Raw genomic sequence first — 18,990 nt, 5'->3', positions numbered from 1 at the left:
TATGGTTAAACAATTGCTTCTCAGAAATTAACCCTGATTTTACAGGAGTTTCCAATCTCTAAATTCTGACATCGGATTTTAAGGTCCTATTAACCAGCGAGGCGCGATAAACAATGCAACACTGAGTAATGATCGTGCCGCTCGTTGCGCTTATCTGTCACTTGCTTTCGTGTCTTTGTCTCTGAGATTTATCGCGCTGGCTTTTGCCGGCGCTTTTTTTGACCAAAAACAAAAAGCCCTTCGAAGAGAGGGCTTTTTGCTTTCATTCAGTTTATTCTGCATGTCCACCTAATCTGCAAGAACGCGGGTAGGAGGGAAAACGATTTCCACCACAGTTCCCTGGCCGGGTGTTGAGTCGATGGCAAACTGTGCGCGATTGGCTTCAACCATCGCCTTGGTCAGCGGAAGTCCAAGCCCTGTGCCTTCATTGCGCCAATCTTTTGCGCTTTCGGCCTGACGACGCTGCATCGTATTGACCTGTCGGAACGGCTTCAGCGCCTGTTCGATTTCCGCTTTGGTCATGCCGACGCCGGTATCACGCACACGCATCACGACGTCGCCGTTCAACTCGTAATTCGTCGAAACGATAACCTGTCCACCGGTTGTTGTGAAGCGGACGGCGTTGGAGAGCAGGTTAAGTGCGACCTGCTTGATCGAACGCGCATCGGCGACGATATCCGGGAGGTTCGACTGGAAGCTGGAGCGGATAATGACGCGTTCGCGGTTGGCCTGCGGCTGCATGAGCGCGATGGCTTCACCAATGGCGTCATTGAGCGAAACCGCTTCAAACTGCATGTCGAGTGCACCGGCTTCGATCTTTGAAATATCAAGGAGATCGTTGACCAATGCCAGCACATGATTGCCGGAACGGTTGATGTCACGCAGATAGTCGCGATAACGCTCGTTGCCGATCGGGCCGAATTTTTGATCGGACATCAGTTCCGAGAAGCCGATAATGGCATTGAGGGGCGTACGAATTTCATGGCTGATACGCGCAAGGAATTCCGTTTTCTGACTGGATGCACGTTCGGCTTCGCGACGTGCATTGGTCAGTTCTTCCTCTGTGCGCTTCCACTGCGTAATGTCGCGCAGAACTGCACAATATCCGTTTGTATGCGGTAGCTTGCCCATCGTCATGAACAGCGGAATGAAACCGCCCTGTGCTTCACGACCAATCACCTCGCGTCCGTCATTGAGGACACTCAAAACGCCATTGCCGGAAAGGCCATGCAGATAATCCATCGCCGCACGCTGGCTTTCGATGGCAAAGAGCATCGAGAAGAACTTGCCTTCCGTGTCGTCCTGATCATATCCAAACAGCGCCGAAGCTGAATGGTTCATCGAGCGAATGCGGCCTTCCGGATCAATCAGCACAACACCATCGGTTGCCGTATCAAGAATAGTTTTGAGCTCTTCGATATGGGCCTGCAGTTCCTGCTTCTCCGAGCGATCCTCAGGGGCCACTTCTGCTACACTTTTAACAGGGATAGCCGCTTCATCGGCGACAGGCATGAGGCTTAGCATCAATGCACGGCCAGAACGCCAGTTGATCGCATTAAGATGTGCATCGACTGGTTCTTCGTGTCCGTCGGCATGACGTAGCACCATACCCTGACGCTTTTCACTGTCGTCGGCTTCGCTGTTGAAAAGCGCATCGACACCACCAGCCTTGCGGATGTCTTCAAGTGCGTCATAACCCGTCAGATCAAGCAATGCTTGATTGACATAATGGATATCGTCGCCAGACTGAATAATCACCGGCACAGGCAGATTGGCAAGCAACGCCGTTTCGTCACCAAACACCTTTTCTTCTGAGACAGTGGGTGTTGCGGCTTCTGTCGCAGGCTGTTCGCCGGAATTTGTTTGAGCAGGTTCCGAAACCAGCGTGACAGGCGAGGCGCGTTCGGCGGCAGGCTTTATCTGCTCGGCTGCAACCGGCTTCTCATTTGCTGCATCCTGATCCTGACGCGAGTTTGCGAGACCTTGCTTGCGCAAGCGGTCAGCAATTTCGCGGAATGCATTGCGCTCGGTGGTCGTCAGACCACCTTCAGGGCGTCTGTCAGTCTTCGTCTTATGGTCTTTTTCCTGATCTGCCGCGACTTTTTCGCGGGCAGCAGCGTTGAGAAGCTCAAGCACCTTGTCGGATTCCCGACGACCCGGATTAGGTGTCAGAACAACGGGCGGCTGATATTTAATTTCTGAAGGATGGTCGTCGTTCGCAACTTCTTCTGAAAGCGCCAGAACGTCATCGTCCACACTGTCGAGCGGCAGACTATTCTGTTGCTCTTCTGGAACGCGCTTCTGTGGTACACCGCCAGCCAGCACGGCACCGATGGTCTCAGGGTCTGCTTCTGCTTCGTTGGGTTTCACAAGGCCGAAACCACGGAAACCGATAAATTCGCGATCACGTGAGTAAACGGGAAGAGCGGCAAGCTCTACCGGTACGCGAAGGTTTGTTCCTTCAACTGGCCAGAGCAGCTTTTTACCGGACCAAGTATCGCGCTTTTGCAGTAGAACGGCAATAGCGCCATCTGTATCAAAACCGAATACATTGGCGACTTCCGCAAAGCGGCGCCCGATAACATCAGCAGCATTGGGCCCGATGATAATGCCCAGCTCTGGTGATACTTCGGTAAATGTACCTGTTGCATCCGTCTTCCAGATGAAGCGGGCAGGTGCGCCGTCAGGGTCAAAAGAAAATTCCTTCGGCTTTTGAATCTCTTCGGCCACGGCCACTGCTTCTTTCACCGAAGTCGAGGCATTTTGCTCAGCCAGAGGCGCCATAGCGCTTACAATCGGTTTTGTGGCTTCGCCGATGATGCAGAGCAGATGCAATGCGGGAGCGTCCGAAAGGCGCGCCAACGCACCCGGAACGGAATGCTTTCCTGCACGGATACGTCGCTTGACCAGATGGTCATTCGCATCTTCCGCTTCGACGATAAGATCTTCAAGTGTGGATGCTGAAATATCGAGTGCTGCAAAATGAGAACTTGCTGCAAGAACTTTTGCCTGTGCATCAATCAGCGCGACATGCGTTGTGTCATCAGCAAGGCCGGAAATAATATCGTCGGGTTTTGCATCCTGCCGGTCGACTGAAATCAGCAAGGCGTCAATGCCATCGGGCAGCACAATATGCGAAATTTTCAGCCGGGTCAGTTCGTCCCGCATTCCTATGCCCAGACGAACGGCGGCAATCCGGGGCGTGATGTCAGCATCATTGGTAGCAGCCGTAATCTGTCGGCGCGTCGCGACCGGCAGATCAAGAGCGCCGCCGATCAGGTCCTCGATGCGCTCATGGCCAAAAAGACGAGCGCCAGCGCCATTTGCCCAAAGCACTGTCGATAAGTCACGCGTCAGCACGAGCTGCGCATCGCCCTTGGCAAAGCCGTCGCGGATTTGATCCAGCGCCGCAATATCGATGAAGGGGTATGATCCTGACATACCGGTCCTTTACCTGTTCTTCCGTCCATCCAAGACAGCTATTAACAACCTGTTAATAAGCCTCTTGTGCGTTCGGGTCCATATTTGCATTCGATATGGGCCTTACTTTCTGTTTCATTAGTTAATGCAGGTAAGGCAATTTTATGTGTCGGTGGATAATCCGCGTTTATGCACAACCATGCATAAAACATGGTAACCAGAATGCGTCGAATTTTAACGATTGCGGCTTTCGAGCTAACAAACGGGGAAATCTTCAAAAAAGATCATTATAATCACTTGCAATGTGGTTCGATTCTCCGTATGTGACCCCCTGTCGACGGACACCGAAGCGAGTTCGTTGAGATTTAGGTACGCGGTCGTAGCTCAGTTGGTTAGAGCGCAGGATTGTGGCTCCTGAGGTCGGTGGTTCGAATCCACCCGTCCGTACCATCTAATTTTCCAACATATACTGTAGACAATGCCTGAAACAGATCAGCGTGTTGTGTGACATGCCGAAGTCGCTGTATTGGAGCGGAACGTCGGCATCTTTTTGCAATTTAAAAGAAGCTTCCAGCAAGCCATTGAAATTTCGTGATTCTGGATATTACTCTTCATGGAATCCCGTAATATTGCCGGGCAATTTGGGCTAACTTCTTCCCTATGGAACAAAACCACTACCCAATCATTGGGCTATTATAGGAGCGTCCAGAAAGGGAGGTGTTGTTTTATGAAACAGGTCAGCCCGCGTGAAGCGCGACAGGGTCGTGAGGGCAAACCCGTTCTTGTAATTTTGCTGGTTAGTATAGCTGCAGCTGCAGTTGTCTGGCTGCTTGTTGAGCTTTTCGGTAGCGCGATTGCACCTGATGTGTCTTCCAATAGTGAAGGCTCGGTGCCACCAGCCAGCACAGAAACTGTTCCGCCTGCTTCTGGCAATTAATCTTTTAAAACCAATATGAATTGCGGATACATATTGCGTTTGAAGCTGCTGGAACAAAAGCCGAGAATTTCCGTTGAAGGGCATGGATCAATTCTGGGCTGAATTCACACACGATAATATGCTGAGCCTGCCAGTCGTATTGGCAAGAATGCTGCTCGCAACTCTTCTTGGCGCGGTTATAGGTCTTGAAAGAGAATGGCGAAAGCGACCGGCAGGGTTGAAGACCCACATGATGGTCTGTCTCGCATCAGCAACCTTCACAATCGTATCGCTTGAGCTGGTGAATGTGCCGGTTTTCGACGATCAGAACATCCGCATGGACCCTTCGCGTCTTGTAGAAGCGATCACCAGCGGCGTCGCGTTTCTTGCGGCTGGCTTTATCATCTTTGCCAAAGGACAGATTACCGGCATTACAACGGGTGCGGGCATGTGGCTTGCTGCAGCCATCGGTCTCGCAAGCGGCCTCGGACTGTGGCATATCGCGATTATGGCAACGGCCATTGCCGTTATCATGCTGATCGCGGTTGGAAAGATGGAACGATCAGTAAGGCCAGACAGAGGCGACTAGAACGCATTCCGAAAAGTGTGTAGCGGTTTTCGGACAAAGATGCGCGTCAGAAAATATTTAGAGCGCCGCCGCTGCCGTGGCCAGCTCTATTGTTATTGAGCCAATGCTTTTTCAATCGTATCTTTCAGGGCCAGGCGCTGTTTGCGCAGATTGGTCTCTTCGTCCTGGCTGACAGGTGCGATCTTGGTTTCAGCGCGATGAATACGATCATTGACCGAGTCATATTCTTCCAGAATGCGAGCGAAACGCGGGTCTGCTGCTTTCAGCGCGTGAATGGCTTCGAGCTGTCCGGGAAACTCTTCACCGAGCGTATGGGGGGTGTTGGACATGGTGTTCTCCTTCCTTTGTTGATCGCAGATTGGCAGCTGAAAACGGAAGCTTCATTGATCCCAATCAATCGTGAAAAATATCGGTATTTGCAGTTTCTGCATGGCTCTTATGCAAAGGCATCACTTCAAATAGAAGTTGTGAAACACCATCTCAAGCGGGCGGACCAATAAGATGTCCGCGATGGAGATGAAAATGTTTGCCCGCTTTAATAATCGTTTCGGTCGTGCTTTTGCGCAATTTGGTAGTGCTGTTTGTGCGTCAGGTGCTCTGCGTGTTGGCCATCAGCCAATGGCAAAAGACCTTGAGACGCTCGGCATTGACGTGGCTCAGTTCCGCAAGATCCTCGACTAAGTTTACAGTTTTTTATTGAAGTAAAGCCCTGGTTTTCCGGGGCTTTTTGCTTTTGGAGTGCATCGAGAAAAGTGCCGAGCATTTTTCGGAACAAGATGCACTTAAAAACAAAGGGATAGAGCACCTCCAATGACTCAATTAAAACAGAAAATGCTCTAGTCTTCGTCAGTCGCCATTTGCTTGAGCAAATCGCCTTTGCCACGCCGCCGCATAATCATGGGTATAATCACAGCAGCAATTGCCAGTGCGATCAATGTTATCGATACCCATGAATTTATGAGTGTCATCGGGTTACCCTGACTTATCTGCAATGCTTGACGCAGACTTTTCTCTGCCATGGGTCCGAGGATCAGGCCCACAACAACCGGCGCGATCGGGTATGAGAAGCGGCGGAGCACATAGCCAAGCAAACCGAAAGCCAGAAGCAGACCCAGTTCAAACGATACAGGAATACCGAATAGGATCGATGTCGATGCGTTGGCACCGATAGTGCCAAGGGTCGCGAAGACCAGAATGCCAGCATAAAGCCAGTGGCGCGGTATGGTGAGCATCTTTACCCACAGGCCAATCAGCGGCAGGTTCAGCACCAACAGCATCAGATTGGCGACTAAAAGACTTGCGACGAGCCCCCAAACGAGAGGTGCGTTGGTGACAAAAAGCAATGGTCCCGGCTGCAAGCCGAATTGTTGAAAACCAGCCAGCATGATTGCAGCTGTTGCGGTGGTTGGAAGGCCAAGTGTCAGCAGTGGTACGAGTGTACCCGCAGCCGATGCGTTGTTGGCGGCTTCTGGCCCTGCAACGCCTTCAATCGCGCCTTTCCCAAACTCTTCCGGATGTTTGGAGAACTGGCGTTCTGCCGAATAAGACAGGAAGCTTGAAACGTCCGCACCGCCCGCTGGCATGGCCCCAATCGGGAAGCCAATTGCCGTTCCGCGCAGCCATGGCATCCACGAGCGCTTCCAGTCATTCTTGGTCATCCAGACCGAGCCTTTGACGGCGATCACTTCGTCGTCGGGACTAAGCTTCTTCGAAACCACCGCCAAGGTCTCACCGATAGCAAACAGCGCTACCGCAAGAGTGGTAACATTGATCCCATCAAGCAGGTTCGGTGTGCCCATGACGAGACGCGCTTGTCCGGTCAGCTGATCGATGCCGATAAGACCAAGCGTCAACCCGATGAAAAGCGAAGTGAGACCGCGCAGCGTTGAATCGCCAAAAGCCGCCGAGACGGTCATGAAAGCGAGCAGCATCAGCGCGAAATATTCCGAAGGACCGAAGGAGAGAGCGAATTTCACCACCCAAGGAGCGACGAATGCGAGAGCAAGCGTGGCAATCAGACCAGCGATAAACGAGCCGATTGCGGCCGTTGCTAGGGCTGGTCCGCCGCGTCCCGCTCGGGCCATTTTATTGCCCTCCAATGCCGTGACGATGGAAGCGCTTTCTCCGGGCGTATTTAAGAGGATCGAGGTTGTCGATCCACCATACATGCCGCCATAATAAATACCGGCAAACATGATCAGAGATCCGGCAGGGTCGAGTTTATAGGTGACGGGCAGGAGCAACGCCACTGTAAGTGCTGGGCCGATGCCCGGTAGCACGCCAACAGCCGTACCAAGTGTTACGCCAATTAGCGCATAAATGAGGTTCGCCGGTTCAAGTGCTACCAGAAGACCACTCGCGAGGAGATTGACTGTATCCATGATCTTTCGCCTTAAACGAATTGTTCAAGCCAGCCCGAAGGCAGCGAAAGCTGCAGGCCGCGCGCAAAAATGAACCAGATGATGAATGCAAAGACGATACCGACAGGCACGCTTATCCAGAATTTGCGATAGCCGAATCCGCGCGCCGTTGCTGCAAAAAGCAAGCCCGTTGCGATTGAAAATCCCATGGTTTTCATGGTCAGCATCTGAACGACCAGACCACCGACAATCCACGCCATGGGCGCAATTTCCTGATGCTCGCGTTCGGGAAACTCGCCCTTCAAAGCGCTGACGACTGTCCAAATTGACAACATGAACAGCCCGGCCGCAATAATATAAGGCACGGTTTTAGGCCCTACGGGTGAGTAGGACAGCACATTGTTGCCATAGGCGGTGGACCATGCAATTGCAATGGCAACGGCAGCAAGGATAAAGGCTATGACAAGAGCGGCGTAGTCAGGCGCCGTTCCAGCGGAACGGCGCTCTCCATGCTGTTCAGATCCTGTCATTTGACGAGACCGATTTCCTTGAGGATCGTTTCAGTGGAAGCAACATCTTTCTTGAGCTGCTCTTTGAAAGCATCGCCCGCAAGATAGGTGTCGGCCCAGCCCTTATCCTTGAGAGCCTTCTGCCAGGATTCCGATTTCACCATCTTTTCGATGTCTGCGTTGATTGCAGCTTCCTGTTCAGCAGTGATTGCCGGTGCAGCACCAACCATGCGCCAGTTCTGGATTGAAACGTCGACGCCCCCTTCCTTGAAGGTTGGAGCATCAATGCCCTCCACGCGTTCATCACTGGAAATTCCGATCACGCGGAGCGTACCAGCCTTGATTTGCGGGTCGAACTCGCCATAACCGGAAATGCCAACTGTCACCTGATTGCCGAGAATAGCAGCAAGTGCTTCGCCACCACCTGAAAAGGCGATATAATTGACTTTCGTTGGGTCAACACCTGCGGCCTTGGCAAAAAGGCCAGCAGTGATGTGATCCGTACCGCCTGCCGAGCCACCGCCCCAGGAAACGGAGCCTGGATCAGTCTTGAGCTTGGCGACAAGATCGCCGAGGTTCTGAATGTCGGACGATGCCGGTACAACGATGGCTTCATATTCACCGGTGAGACGGGCAATTGGCGTAATCGCGTCAAGATTGACCGGTGAATTGTTGGTCAAAATCGCGCCGACCATGACATAACCACCAACGATAAGCTGGCTTGGGTCGCCTTTGTTCTGGTTGACGAACTGTGCCAGACCGATTGTGCCGCCAGCGCCCGGAACGTTAATGACCTGAACACTGCCGGAAATCTTTTCGTCCTGGAGTACGTTCTGCATGGTGCGCGCTGTCTGATCCCAGCCGCCGCCCGGTGCCGCTGGAGCCAATACCTTATAGTCCGCCGCCCAGGTTGCACCCGTCATTGCAAGCGCTGCCACCGACGAAATGGCCAGAATCCATTTACGCATAAATCCTCCATTAATGCACTTAGCGTGCATTTTTCTGCTGTCTTTTGGACAGCTCTCCTCAAAAAAACTCTGCTTCCCAAGCAGAGCTTCCCGATTTGAAGACTACAGCAGGGATTTACAATATGCCAGCGCCGGACTGTTTAAGATCCGAAGTATTAGCTTAAAGTCTAACCAATTTTTTATAATGGATTTAGGTGTTCCTGTCGCTTGACCGCCTCAGGTTCAACACGTAATAGGGTTGCGACGGTTCCCCGACCGAGAGTGAAGGGGATTAATAGGGAACACGGTGAGGACGACCCAAAAGGGACCGAGACCGTGGCTGCCCCCGCAACTGTAAGCGGATTGCCGTTCATCCTCGTGACGCATCAAGCGTCATGCCACTGAGCCTATTCAAAAAGCTCGGGAAGGCAGGTGGACGGCGGATATTCGTGAGCCAGGAGACCTGCCGTCTAACGTTGTCCATTGTCACGGGCGGGGATGCCCGGAGCAGGAGTTGGTTATGACAGCTTTTAGCGTCGCAAGACGTCGCTTTTCCTCGTCATTCATATCCCCGGATATGTCCGTCTTCTTCACGCGCCGGATCGCTTCCGCTGTTTGATACGGCTTTCTCACATCATTTCGGGGATTAAAATGAAGTTTATCGGCAAGATGCCGTTTGGCGCACTCGTAGGCGCGGCCACCCTTATTGCAACCGGCTTTTCCGCTCAGGCAGCAGAAACGCAGTATCCGCTGACGCTCAAGAACTGTGCACGGGACGTGACTTTCAAGCATGCTCCAGAGCGCGCTGTGGCAGTTGGTCAGAGCAGTGCAGAGATTTTGTATCTTCTGGGACTTGGCGACAAGATGGTCGGCACTGCTTTGTGGGTCGGACCGGTTCTTAAAGGTTATGAAGAAGCCAATGCCAAGGTAAAGCGCCTTGCCGATAATGATCCGAGCTTCGAGAGCATTCTGGCCGAAAAACCGGACCTCGTTGCCAATCAGTTCCAATGGCAGATTGGACCGGAAGGTGTTGTAGCAAAAGCCGAACAGTTCGAAGAACTGGGCGTTCCCGTTTACACGTCACCAGCCGATTGCATTGGAAAAGACAATTCGGATGGGGGGGATGGCGTGCGTCATGACGCTTTCACGATGGATCAGGTCTATCAGGAAATTGAAGAACTGGCGCAGATTTTCAACGTACAAGACCGTGGTGCTCAGGTCGTGGCTGATCTGAAAGCGCGTGAAGAAGCAGCACGCAAGAAGATCGCATCGGGCGATGGCAAACTTTCTGCTGTTGTCTGGTTCTCCAGTGCAGAGCTTGACATTGATCCTTATGTTGCAGGCAAGAATGGTGCTCCGGCCTACATCCTGAAAACGCTTGGGATCAACAATATCATCGACAGTGAAGAAGAATGGCCGACCGTTGGCTGGGAAACCATCGCCAAGGCAAATCCGACAATGATCATTGCGGGTGCAATGGATCGTCGTCGTTTCCCTGCGGATGATGTGGCGGTGAAGCGTGAATTCCTGAAGACGGATCCGGTTGCAAGCTTGATGCCAGCCGTCAAGGAGGGCTACGTCTTCGATATGGATGCGCAGGCGATGAACCCGACCATCCGCACTATCGAAGGCATTGAAACGCTGGCGGACGCCATTGCAGCTTCGGGTCTCAACAAGTGACAATACGCACGGCCACAGCCGGGATTTTAGTATCAAGAGGCAGTCGTTCCAGAACATTTTTTGCTGTTCTGGCGCTTATCCTGCTACTTGGAGCGCTGTGGCTGGGCGCTGCCATTGGCGAGACGTCCATTCCTCTCGATGTGGTGGCGAAAACAATCGCCAACCGCGTCTGGCATGCTGGCTACCCGATAGCTCCCATCGATGAAGGCATTGTATGGAGCTATCGTCTCAGCCGTGCCGTGGTCGCCGCTTGCTGCGGAGCCGCACTCGCTATTTCCGGGGTTGTTCTGCAGTCGCTGCTGCGCAACTCGCTGGCTGACCCCTACATTCTCGGCATTTCCGCTGGGGCCTCAACGGGGGCGGTCGGTGTTGCTATCCTTGGTGTTGGCGCTGGTATGCTTTCAATGTCAGTGGGTGCTTTCTTTGGCGCGATTATCGCTTTCTCGCTTATCGCTTTGCTCGCTGTAAGGGCGGGTAGGGGCAACAGTTCGATAATTCTTGCTGGTATTGCGGGCTCCCAACTATTCAATGCGATGACCTCCTTCATCGTAACGAAATCGGCGAATGCGGAACAGGCGCGCGGTATAATGTTCTGGCTTTTGGGCAATCTTTCTGGTGTCCGATGGAGCGATGTAACCTTGGCCTTACCTGCCTGCCTCATCGGGCTTGCGATTTGCTTGTGGCACGCGCGTGCACTTGATGCTTTCACCTTTGGGTCGGAATCAGCTGCATCGCTGGGTATTCCAGTGCGTCGCGTCTATGCTGTGCTAATTGGCGTCAGTGCGATGATGACGGCAGCCATGGTTTCAATTGTCGGTTCCATCGGCTTTATCGGTCTGGTCATTCCGCATGCTGCTCGCATGGTCGTTGGTGTTCGTCACGGGCGGTTGTTACCTGCGTCAGCTCTCATCGGGGCGATTTTCATGATCATTGCCGATATTCTTTCGCGTACCATCATTCCCGGACAGGTTCTGCCAATCGGCGTTATTACCGCTTTGTTCGGCGCTCCCGCCTTTGCATTTCTGCTTGGACAAAGGAGGGCGCAGTCATGATGCTTTCAACCCAGAGTGTGGGCTGGTCGGCGGGCGGAGTGGACATCCTTCGCGACGTATCGCTTGGCGTCAAAGAAGGTGAGTTTCTTGGCATTATTGGACCGAACGGCTCAGGCAAAACCAGCTTTCTTTCACTCTTGTCCGGTGTACGTCGGTGCCATTCGGGCGAAGTAAAGCTTTGTGGGACACCGATCCAGAAACTCAATCGCCGCGAGATTGCCCGCAAGCTGGCACTGGTTGAGCAACAGGCAGCCACGACTGATCGCATTACCGCGAGGCAGGCTGTGGAGTTGGGACGAACACCTTATCTCGGTGCACTGTCGCCGTGGTCTTCCACGGATGATGCAATCGTTGATCACGCGCTGGCCAATGTCGATATGACACATTTGGCTGAGCGTTACTGGCACACGCTTTCAGGCGGTGAACGCCAGCGTGTGCATATCGCACGTGCGCTCGCACAGGAGCCGCAAATCCTGTTGCTGGATGAACCTACAAACCATCTTGATATCGGCCATCAGATCGGGCTTCTCGATCTGGTCCGACGCCAGAAACTGACCGTTGTGGCTGCACTGCATGATCTCAATCACGCGGCCATGTTTTGTGACCGAATAGCAGTCATGAACCAGGGGCGGCTTGTCGCGCTTGGGACGCCACGTGAAGTACTGCGGGCCGAATGTATCCGTAACGTTTTCCGTGTCGAGGTCGATGTTGAATATCATGGCGTTGATGGCTGCCATATTCGTTATCGGGCACCTGGCCAGCCCAAACTTGAGTTAAAACAATCCGCATAAACATGATTGGTATGACGATGTGCAAACGATTTTTCCTGGCCGTCGCGTTGACGGTTGCTTCTGCATTTCCAGCTTTAGCTGAAATGTTTGAAGTCAAGATGATGAACCGTGGTGAAAAAGGCTCAATGGTTTTCGAGCCGGATTTCTTGAAGTTAGCACCGGGCGATAAAGTGAAATTCATTGCGACCCACAAGAGCCATAACGCAGCGACGGTTGATGGGATGGTTCCAGAGGGGCATCCGGGCTTTAAGGGCAAGATAAACGAAGAGATCGAAGTGACTTTTGATCAGGCGGGCTTTTACGGCATCAAATGTTCACCACACTATGGCATGGGTATGGTGATGCTAATTAAAGTGGGTGATGTAGAGCTTCCGCCAAGTTATCGTGAAGTGAAATTTCCCGCTCGCGCAAAGGCGCGTTTTGAAGACTTGTTTGAATCGTCTTCCGAATAGATAAATTCTTAACGGCTAAATTAATATAACTTAATTTAGCCGTTAAACTTACATTGTATATTTAAGTTTTTCACGGTAATGTGAGCGATATATTGTTGACACTCCGTTTACATTTTATTGACGATGCTGCTATAGGCGCATGGCCATATTATCAAACTGATCATTTTTAAATGTTGTTTTTCTTGACTTTTAAAAAATGTTCCGTCGAATATTTTAGTAAATACTAATTATGCACTTGAATATTCGCTGTTTGTTATATGGTAGATGCAGCGCTTTTGTTTGCGTCTTTTTTATAACCAGCACTTTTAGGATAAGCTCAGTCTGAAGGGGACAGAAACAAATTTAAGAGCCGCCAAAATAATTTTTTACTACATTCATATTTATATTTATAAAGAACGACGGCATCTTTTTTGGATGTCGTCGTTATTTTATGATTTGCACATTAATGCACAATGGTATTAGCAGCAGCAGCGTAATATGTGCAGTATTTTAGTGTCGTTTATTTTAATGCCGTCTTCAGGCGGTGCTGTTCCAGATTGAGGCCGAGCTCCTTCGCGCGAGCAATAATCGGAGCAAAGCGGCGTTGTTTCTTTTCTGCGTGGTTTGAAGCAATATCCGCGATGCGGTGTTTGAGGAACGGGTTCAGGAAGCGCTCGCGAACGGTACTAACATAGGCTTCCGCCTGTCTGCCGAGACCATCAGCGGCGAAGACCGGCAGAACTTCTTCGCGCCAAAGCGCTTCAAGTTCAAAGCGGATCGTTTCGTCATTCATGGCTTCCAGCACGATTTCATCCTTCGGACGGTTGCCGTTGAGCCATTGCTCGGCAATGAAGCTGTGGCCGAGATTAAGCAGATAGAGCTTTAGGCGCTCATAAAGCGCAAGGTTTTCCGTCACCACTATATCTGGATGCATGCAGGGAAGCGTGAGTCCGTCCGTCTGTTCAATGGCCCAGATCGCATAGGGTTCGGCAATGGCGCCAACTGGATCAATTGGTTCCGATACAATCCGGTCAACGAGGCTGTTGGCAAAAACACAATTGCTTTCAATCCATTGTGTGAAGGCCCTGGGCAGACTCCAGTTTTCCGTAAGATCAAGAATAATCGAGCGTAGCTTATCGCCATTGCGCGAGATCAGCTCACATGGAAAAATCGACAGGGGTGCATCTGGGTTTACCTGCCAGCGATGATGCAGCAGCACAAGCAACTTGGCGGGAAAGCTTTTCGGCAGGCGGTCAGTTTCGCTCAGAAGCGAAACATCATCAGCTGCATCCAGCTCAAAACCTTTGTCACCAGTATTGGACAGGATTACCTGAACCTGTGCGGCAATGGCGCGTATAGCTTGCCAGTTGGTGTGGGCGGAATAGGCGGCACTCACGCTTTTTGCCTGATATTTTTCATCAACGGGCTTGCCGTCACGTAATCCGCGGATGATGACCGGATAGCCTTCGCCACTGTTGAGCGCGCTAATACGGCGCGCGCTTTCGGGATTGGATGTGGTCTGAACGATGGCGATTGTACCGATCGCTTCACCTTTTTCCATTGCTTCCGAGATGAAGAAATCCGCATGTCCGAGCAGAAAGCGGCTCGTTCCAAACTGTAGAATCGATGGCTGCGCGGTCATGTATTCCTCCCTTGAACAGTTCCTGAATAGCTAAGCCAGTGGGTAAAATTGGTCAAGCCACTGTGCGTATATTCGCTATATACAAGTGCGATAAAACTGAGAAATTATACAATATATAACAATAACAATAGATTATTAGATGTTGCACTTTTCGATACTTCAAAATATGGTAAGGCCAATTGGGAGAGAGTATGAGCGAGAATATTAGCGCTGCGGAGCCGCGGAGGCTTTACCAACAGATTGCCGACCGGGTCAGGTTGCTGATCCGCGAAGGCCATTTTCCGGCTGGAAGCAGACTTCCTGCCGAGCGCGAACTTGCACAGCAGCTTGGCGTGTCGCGCCCTTCCTTGCGTGAAGCTCTGATCGCGCTTGAAATCGCAGGCAATGTCGAAATTCGCATGAGTTCGGGAATCTATGTTGCTGCCGAAGAAGCACGGCTTCCAGCTCAGGGCGGCTCGATTGGTGAAAGCCCGCTCGAAATCATGCAGGCGCGCTCGCTGATCGAAGGTAGTGCTGTCATCATGGCTTGCAGCCAGATCAACACGGAAGCGCTGGAACGTCTTCGCGGCAATCTCGATGCGATGCGGCTGCAGATTGAAGCTGATCGCAAGCCGATTGAACTGGATCGCCAGTTTCATCTGATCATTGCCGAGCAGTCGGGCAATTCGGTTATTGCCCGCATTGTGCGTGATCTGTTTGACGAACGGCATAGTCCATTAACTGCGCAAATGCGCACCCGATATGAGAATGTCGAAACATGGACATATGCTTTGGCAGAGCATGAGAAGATTTATGCTGCACTGGAGGCGAGGGATCCGCTTCTGGCGCAGACAGCGATGCGAACGCATCTGGATACGTCAAAGCAGCGATGGATGGAGAACGAGCCTAGATAGTTGGGCTCATATTTAACGCTGTTTCGATCTTGGGAGTGAGGTCAGAAAAATGAACGACAAGGCTGTTTCGGCTCCGACGCCGGTAATCCTTTTGCATCCGTCGGATGATGTTGCAGTTGCGCGTCTTTCGGTTCGTGCAGGCGATCCGATTGGACTTGGTGAGGTTATCGCTCGCGATCTGATCGGTCGCGGCCACAAGGTTGCGCTACATGCCATACCACAAGGCAAGGAAGTGCTCAAATATGGGCAGGTAATTGGCGTTGCTACGCAAGATATAGCGGTCGGTGAGCATGTGCATCTGCACAATCTCGCAATGCTGCCATCTGAGCATGAACATCAGTTTTCGGTCGATATTGAAGAACGCGGTATGCTGCCGGAAGCGGAGCGCCGCCAGTTCATGGGCTATGATCGCGGTTTCGGCGGCGTCGGTACGCGCAACTATATTGGTGTCATTTCATCGGTAAATTGCTCTGCGACCGTGTCTCGCTATATTGCGGATTATTTCAACCGCATGGGTGGTCTGGATGGATTTGAAAACGTCGATGGAGTAGTGGCACTCACGCATGGTAGCGGCTGCGCGTTGAACACCAAGTCGGAAGGCTACCGCCTGCTGACCCGTACCATTCAGGGCTATGCCAAACATCCGAATTTTGGTGGCATTCTGCTGATCGGCCTTGGTTGCGAAACCAACCAGATTGCGCCGATCATGGAACATTATCGCATGGAAGAGGGCGCTCGCCTGCGCACCATGACGATCCAGCAACATGGCGGTACGCGCAAGACAATCGATCATGCGATCACCGAGATCAAAGAAATGCTGCCGCTGGTGAACTCCGCCAAGCGAACGCCGCAGCCTTTATCGAAGCTGAAAGTTGCGCTCGAATGCGGAGGTTCTGACGGTTATTCTGGCATTTCTGCAAATCCGGCGCTGGGCTATGCATCGGATCTGATTGTGCGTAATGGCGGCACGACCGTTCTCTCGGAAACGCCGGAAATCTATGGTGCGGAACATCTGCTAACACGCCGCGCAGTCACGCCCGCTGTTGCGGAAAAGCTGCTTCAGCGGATCGATTGGTGGCGCGATTATACGGCCCGCAACGGTGACGAGCTGAACAATAATCCATCGCACGGAAACAAGCTCGGTGGCCTGACCACCATCCTTGAAAAGTCGCTCGGTGCTGTTGCCAAGGGCGGCTCCATGCCGCTCAAGGCTGTCTATGAATTTGCAGAAACCGTAACCGAACAGGGTTTCACTTTCATGGATACGCCGGGCTACGACCCGGTTGCGGTGACCGGACAGGTGGCAGGTGGTTGTAACGTCATCTGCTTTACTACAGGACGCGGATCCGTTTCTGGCTTCAAGCCTGCGCCGTGCATCAAGATCGCGACCAATTCCGAAATGTACGAGCACATGAAGGAAGATATGGACTTCAATTGCGGTGGTATCGTCACCGGTGAGGAGACCATTGAAGAGTCCGGCACGCGTATTTTCGAGCATATTATCGCGGTCGCTTCCGGTCAGAAGACACTGAGCGAAATCTACGACTATGGCGATAACGAATTCGTACCGTGGCAGGTCGGTGCCGTAACCTGACCTGGGCCTTGCAATAAAAACAACAGGAATATTCTGATGGTCAAAGCTCTGCGTATCGAGAGCGAGAACGTAACCCGTTTCGCCGAAATTCCCGAAGCATCGCTTTTGCCCGGCCATGTCCGGGTGAATGTGAAGCATGTGGGGCTCTGCGGCAGCGATTTGAATACGTTTAAGGGGCTTAACCCACTGGTAGAACTGCCACGTATTCCCGGCCATGAAATCGGCGGCGAAATCATCGAGGCAGGTGAAGGTGTGAGCGCGGCCTATGCCGAGGGCAAACGCGTTATCGTACTGCCCTACACCAACTGCGGGGAGTGTTCATCTTGCCGCAAAGGTCGTCTGAATGCCTGTCGCTATAACAAGACGCTGGGCGTGCAGCAGAATGGTGGACTGGCAGAACAGATTGTGTTGCCAGCAGAAAAGTTGATCCTGAATGATACGCTTGCACCACGTCATCTCGCACTGGTTGAGCCACTTTCGGTTGGTTTCCATGCGGTTGAACGTGGTCGCGTTCAGGCTGGCGATACCGTTGCGGTGCTTGGCTGCGGCATGATCGGTATGGGGGTGCTGATTGGTGCCGTTGCGCGCGGTGCCAAGGTGATCGCCATTGATCCCAGTGCTGAAAAGCGTGAACTGGCGCTGAAGTTTGGTGCAACACATGCTCTGCCGGGTGGCGAAGATGTTGTTGCAAAGGTTCAGGAACTCACCAATGACGATGGTGTTGATGTCGCCTTTGAGGCGGTTGGTCTGCCGATTACTTTCACGCAGGCTGTTGACCTCGCAGGCTTTGCTGGCCGCGTGGTTTATGTCGGCTATTCCAAATCACCGGTGACCTATCAGACTCAGTTCTTCAATCTCAAAGAACTCGACATCATGGGTTCACGCAATGCGACGCTTACAGATTTTGAGGCTGTCATCGCGCATCTTGAAAAGCTCGGAAACGACGCGGACCTGCTTATCTCGAAAGTGTTCCCTTTTGAGGAAGCAGAGCAGGCGCTGCCTTATTGGGATGGCGACCGCAACGTTCTGAAAATCATCATTGAACGCAACTGAATCGAAGCAAATGCGTCACGCCGGGAAGGACGGTATGGCGCGCTAGTGGAGGAAACCGGCCTCGTGGCCATTGTTTGAAGACCCCAAAAGGGAGGAATATCATGAAAAAACTCGTTACCGGCATGATCGCCGCTGGCATGTTGCTGGCAGGAAGCATGGCAACCTATGCTGCCAATGTGTCGATCAAAGTTGCCTATGAAAACAACCCGGGCGAGCCTTTTGATGAGGTGATGCATTACTGGAAAGACGATCTCGCCAAGCGCAGCAATGGCGAAATCACGTTGGAGCTTTATCCAAGCTCACAGCTCGGCTCGAAAAAGGATGTGACCGAGCAGGCCATGATGGGCCTCAACGTCGTGACGATTTCCGACGTTGGCTTTCTGGCCGAATATGATCCGGATCTTGGCGTGCTTTATGGTCCGTTCCTGACCGATGATCCGGCACAGCTTTTCAAAGTTTATGACGGCGATTGGTTCAAAGGAAAGAGCGAAGAGCTGAAGAAAAAGGGCATTCATATCGTAATGCCGAACTACCTTTATGGTATTCGCCAGATCATTTCCAAGAAGCCGATCCGTACCCCCGAAGACCTTAAGGGTATGAAGATTCGTGTGCCGAACAATGTCATGCAGATCAAGACCTTTGAAGCCATGGGTGCAACACCGACTCCGATGCCTCTGGGGGAAACCTTCCCGGCTCTCGCGCAGGGTGTGATCGATGGCGTCGAAAATCCGATTTCGGTTCTCTATGGCCAGAAGTTCCAGGAAGAAGCGAAGTATCTGAGCAAGGTCGGTTATCTGACTAATGTGGCTCTGATCGTCGGTGGCGAAGCCTTTTTCTCGACGCTGCCTGAAGAGCAGCTCAAGATGATCCATGAGTCAGCATATGATGCAGGTCTCTACAGCCAGAAGCTGACGATCGAAAAAGACAATGAGATGATCGAGAAGATGAAGGAAGCCGGCGTCGAGGTTATCGAAGTGGACCGCGCACCTTTCAAGGCATTGGCTGAAAAAGTCTACACACAGTTCCCTGAATGGTCTGATGGTCTTTACGAGCAGATTCAAGCGGAACTGAATTAGGCGCCCCCATAAAACTGTGAAACAGTTTTCGGGCAAG

The 18,990-nt window shown here is 52.1% G+C and carries 17 protein-coding genes, 1 tRNA gene and 1 riboswitch; of the genes, 12 read left to right on the top strand and 6 right to left on the bottom strand.

Annotation, left to right across the window (positions count from 1 at the left end; genetic code table 11):
- Window positions 1-288: 288 nt before the first annotated feature.
- Window positions 289-3,441, bottom strand: coding sequence for a cell-division control histidine kinase PdhS (pdhS, locus tag H5024_RS18140; protein ID WP_187548507.1), 3,153 nt, complete (start codon window positions 3,439-3,441; stop codon window positions 289-291).
- A gap of 352 nt (window positions 3,442-3,793) precedes the next feature.
- On the opposite strand from pdhS, the gene H5024_RS18135 reads away from it, so the two are divergent.
- The 3 genes from H5024_RS18135 to H5024_RS18125 all read left to right on the top strand — a co-directional run bounded on the left by H5024_RS18135 (window position 3,794) and on the right by H5024_RS18125 (window position 4,925).
- A tRNA-His gene (locus tag H5024_RS18135) sits at window positions 3,794-3,870 on the top strand.
- Between the two features lie 277 nt (window positions 3,871-4,147).
- The gene (locus H5024_RS18130) at window positions 4,148-4,357 is read left to right on the top strand and encodes a hypothetical protein (protein WP_187548506.1); all 210 of its coding nucleotides are present in this window, start codon (window positions 4,148-4,150) and stop codon (window positions 4,355-4,357) included.
- Window positions 4,358-4,439: 82 nt separating this feature from the next.
- Window positions 4,440-4,925 carry an MgtC/SapB family protein gene (locus H5024_RS18125; protein ID WP_007879655.1) on the top strand — a complete coding sequence of 162 codons (486 nt, stop codon included), beginning with the start codon at window positions 4,440-4,442 and terminating at the stop codon, window positions 4,923-4,925.
- A gap of 92 nt (window positions 4,926-5,017) precedes the next feature.
- Here H5024_RS18125 and H5024_RS18120 read toward each other — a convergent pair whose 3' ends face one another.
- Window positions 5,018-5,254 carry a YdcH family protein gene (locus H5024_RS18120; protein ID WP_187548505.1) on the bottom strand — a complete coding sequence of 79 codons (237 nt, stop codon included), beginning with the start codon at window positions 5,252-5,254 and terminating at the stop codon, window positions 5,018-5,020.
- 193 nt (window positions 5,255-5,447) lie between these two features.
- Between H5024_RS18120 and H5024_RS18115 the strand changes: the two genes are divergently transcribed.
- Complete coding sequence (locus tag H5024_RS18115) at window positions 5,448-5,606, top strand: hypothetical protein (RefSeq protein WP_187548504.1); 159 nt, start codon at window positions 5,448-5,450, stop codon at window positions 5,604-5,606.
- A gap of 155 nt (window positions 5,607-5,761) precedes the next feature.
- On the opposite strand, the gene H5024_RS18110 is transcribed toward H5024_RS18115, so the two are convergent.
- The 3 genes from H5024_RS18110 to H5024_RS18100 are packed head-to-tail and all read right to left on the bottom strand — an operon-like array spanning window position 5,762 to window position 8,762.
- Complete coding sequence (locus tag H5024_RS18110) at window positions 5,762-7,306, bottom strand: tripartite tricarboxylate transporter permease (protein WP_187548503.1); 1,545 nt, start codon at window positions 7,304-7,306, stop codon at window positions 5,762-5,764.
- Window positions 7,307-7,317: 11 nt separating this feature from the next.
- Window positions 7,318-7,815: a tripartite tricarboxylate transporter TctB family protein gene (locus tag H5024_RS18105; protein ID WP_187548502.1), complete on the bottom strand. Its 498-nt coding sequence runs from the start codon at window positions 7,813-7,815 to the stop codon at window positions 7,318-7,320.
- Entirely contained in the window at window positions 7,812-8,762 is a 951-nt protein-coding gene (locus H5024_RS18100; RefSeq protein ID WP_187548501.1) for a tripartite tricarboxylate transporter substrate binding protein, read from the bottom strand. Before H5024_RS18100 ends, H5024_RS18105 begins: the two co-directional genes overlap by 4 nt.
- Before the next feature lie 227 nt (window positions 8,763-8,989).
- Window positions 8,990-9,227: riboswitch (cobalamin riboswitch) on the top strand.
- A 183-nt stretch (window positions 9,228-9,410) separates the two neighbouring features.
- Here H5024_RS18100 and H5024_RS18095 point away from each other — a divergent pair.
- From H5024_RS18095 to H5024_RS18080, 4 genes are read left to right on the top strand one after another with little or no spacing between them, the layout of a single operon-like run.
- Window positions 9,411-10,421 carry an ABC transporter substrate-binding protein gene (locus H5024_RS18095; protein ID WP_247875383.1) on the top strand — a complete coding sequence of 337 codons (1,011 nt, stop codon included), beginning with the start codon at window positions 9,411-9,413 and terminating at the stop codon, window positions 10,419-10,421.
- Between the two features lie 23 nt (window positions 10,422-10,444).
- The gene (locus H5024_RS18090; RefSeq protein WP_187548693.1) at window positions 10,445-11,473 is read left to right on the top strand and encodes an iron ABC transporter permease; all 1,029 of its coding nucleotides are present in this window, start codon (window positions 10,445-10,447) and stop codon (window positions 11,471-11,473) included.
- On the top strand, window positions 11,470-12,264 hold the full coding sequence (locus H5024_RS18085) for an ABC transporter ATP-binding protein (RefSeq protein ID WP_187548499.1): 795 nt from the start codon (window positions 11,470-11,472) through the stop codon (window positions 12,262-12,264). The genes H5024_RS18090 and H5024_RS18085 overlap by 4 nt, the downstream gene beginning before the upstream one ends.
- Window positions 12,265-12,275: 11 nt before the next feature.
- Window positions 12,276-12,716, top strand: coding sequence for a pseudoazurin (locus tag H5024_RS18080; RefSeq protein ID WP_247875382.1), 441 nt, complete (start codon window positions 12,276-12,278; stop codon window positions 12,714-12,716).
- Between the two features lie 499 nt (window positions 12,717-13,215).
- On the opposite strand, the gene H5024_RS18075 is transcribed toward H5024_RS18080, so the two are convergent.
- On the bottom strand, window positions 13,216-14,337 hold the full coding sequence (locus tag H5024_RS18075) for a mannitol dehydrogenase family protein (protein ID WP_187548498.1): 1,122 nt from the start codon (window positions 14,335-14,337) through the stop codon (window positions 13,216-13,218).
- Window positions 14,338-14,528: 191 nt separating this feature from the next.
- On the opposite strand from H5024_RS18075, the gene H5024_RS18070 reads away from it, so the two are divergent.
- The 4 genes from H5024_RS18070 (at window position 14,529) to H5024_RS18055 (ending at window position 18,953) form a co-directional block, all read left to right on the top strand.
- Window positions 14,529-15,230 (top strand): FadR/GntR family transcriptional regulator, encoded by a 702-nt coding sequence (locus H5024_RS18070; RefSeq protein WP_187548497.1) that lies wholly within the window; start codon window positions 14,529-14,531, stop codon window positions 15,228-15,230.
- 49 nt (window positions 15,231-15,279) lie between these two features.
- Complete coding sequence (locus H5024_RS18065) at window positions 15,280-16,824, top strand: altronate dehydratase family protein (RefSeq protein WP_187548496.1); 1,545 nt, start codon at window positions 15,280-15,282, stop codon at window positions 16,822-16,824.
- A gap of 36 nt (window positions 16,825-16,860) precedes the next feature.
- The gene (locus H5024_RS18060) at window positions 16,861-17,877 is read left to right on the top strand and encodes a zinc-binding alcohol dehydrogenase family protein (protein WP_187548495.1); all 1,017 of its coding nucleotides are present in this window, start codon (window positions 16,861-16,863) and stop codon (window positions 17,875-17,877) included.
- A 101-nt stretch (window positions 17,878-17,978) separates the two neighbouring features.
- Complete coding sequence (locus H5024_RS18055; protein WP_187548494.1) at window positions 17,979-18,953, top strand: C4-dicarboxylate TRAP transporter substrate-binding protein; 975 nt, start codon at window positions 17,979-17,981, stop codon at window positions 18,951-18,953.
- The last annotated feature ends 37 nt before the right edge of the window (window positions 18,954-18,990 follow it).

It is taken from the genome of Ochrobactrum sp. Marseille-Q0166 (assembly GCF_014397025.1).
Lineage (GTDB): Bacteria > Pseudomonadota > Alphaproteobacteria > Rhizobiales > Rhizobiaceae > Brucella.
This window is presented reverse-complemented; position numbering and strand designations above follow the sequence as displayed.

Bases quoted from the DNA above. Each gene is read 5' to 3' on its own strand.
- H5024_RS18110 (WP_187548503.1), bottom strand. From the start codon at position 7,306: ATGGATACAGTCAATCTCCTCGCGAGTGGTCTTCTGGTAGCACTTGAA.
- H5024_RS18120 (WP_187548505.1), bottom strand. From the start codon at position 5,254: ATGTCCAACACCCCCCATACGCTCGGTGAAGAGTTTCCCGGACAGCTC.
- H5024_RS18115 (WP_187548504.1), top strand. From the start codon at position 5,448: ATGTTTGCCCGCTTTAATAATCGTTTCGGTCGTGCTTTTGCGCAATTT.
- H5024_RS18100 (WP_187548501.1), bottom strand. From the start codon at position 8,762: ATGCGTAAATGGATTCTGGCCATTTCGTCGGTGGCAGCGCTTGCAATG.
- H5024_RS18060 (WP_187548495.1), top strand. From the start codon at position 16,861: ATGGTCAAAGCTCTGCGTATCGAGAGCGAGAACGTAACCCGTTTCGCC.
- pdhS (WP_187548507.1), bottom strand. From the start codon at position 3,441: ATGTCAGGATCATACCCCTTCATCGATATTGCGGCGCTGGATCAAATC.
- H5024_RS18125 (WP_007879655.1), top strand. From the start codon at position 4,440: ATGGATCAATTCTGGGCTGAATTCACACACGATAATATGCTGAGCCTG.
- H5024_RS18085 (WP_187548499.1), top strand. From the start codon at position 11,470: ATGATGCTTTCAACCCAGAGTGTGGGCTGGTCGGCGGGCGGAGTGGAC.
- H5024_RS18070 (WP_187548497.1), top strand. From the start codon at position 14,529: ATGAGCGAGAATATTAGCGCTGCGGAGCCGCGGAGGCTTTACCAACAG.
- H5024_RS18105 (WP_187548502.1), bottom strand. From the start codon at position 7,815: ATGACAGGATCTGAACAGCATGGAGAGCGCCGTTCCGCTGGAACGGCG.
- H5024_RS18065 (WP_187548496.1), top strand. From the start codon at position 15,280: ATGAACGACAAGGCTGTTTCGGCTCCGACGCCGGTAATCCTTTTGCAT.
- H5024_RS18130 (WP_187548506.1), top strand. From the start codon at position 4,148: ATGAAACAGGTCAGCCCGCGTGAAGCGCGACAGGGTCGTGAGGGCAAA.
- H5024_RS18095 (WP_247875383.1), top strand. From the start codon at position 9,411: ATGCCGTTTGGCGCACTCGTAGGCGCGGCCACCCTTATTGCAACCGGC.
- H5024_RS18055 (WP_187548494.1), top strand. From the start codon at position 17,979: ATGAAAAAACTCGTTACCGGCATGATCGCCGCTGGCATGTTGCTGGCA.
- H5024_RS18080 (WP_247875382.1), top strand. From the start codon at position 12,276: ATGACGATGTGCAAACGATTTTTCCTGGCCGTCGCGTTGACGGTTGCT.
- H5024_RS18075 (WP_187548498.1), bottom strand. From the start codon at position 14,337: ATGACCGCGCAGCCATCGATTCTACAGTTTGGAACGAGCCGCTTTCTG.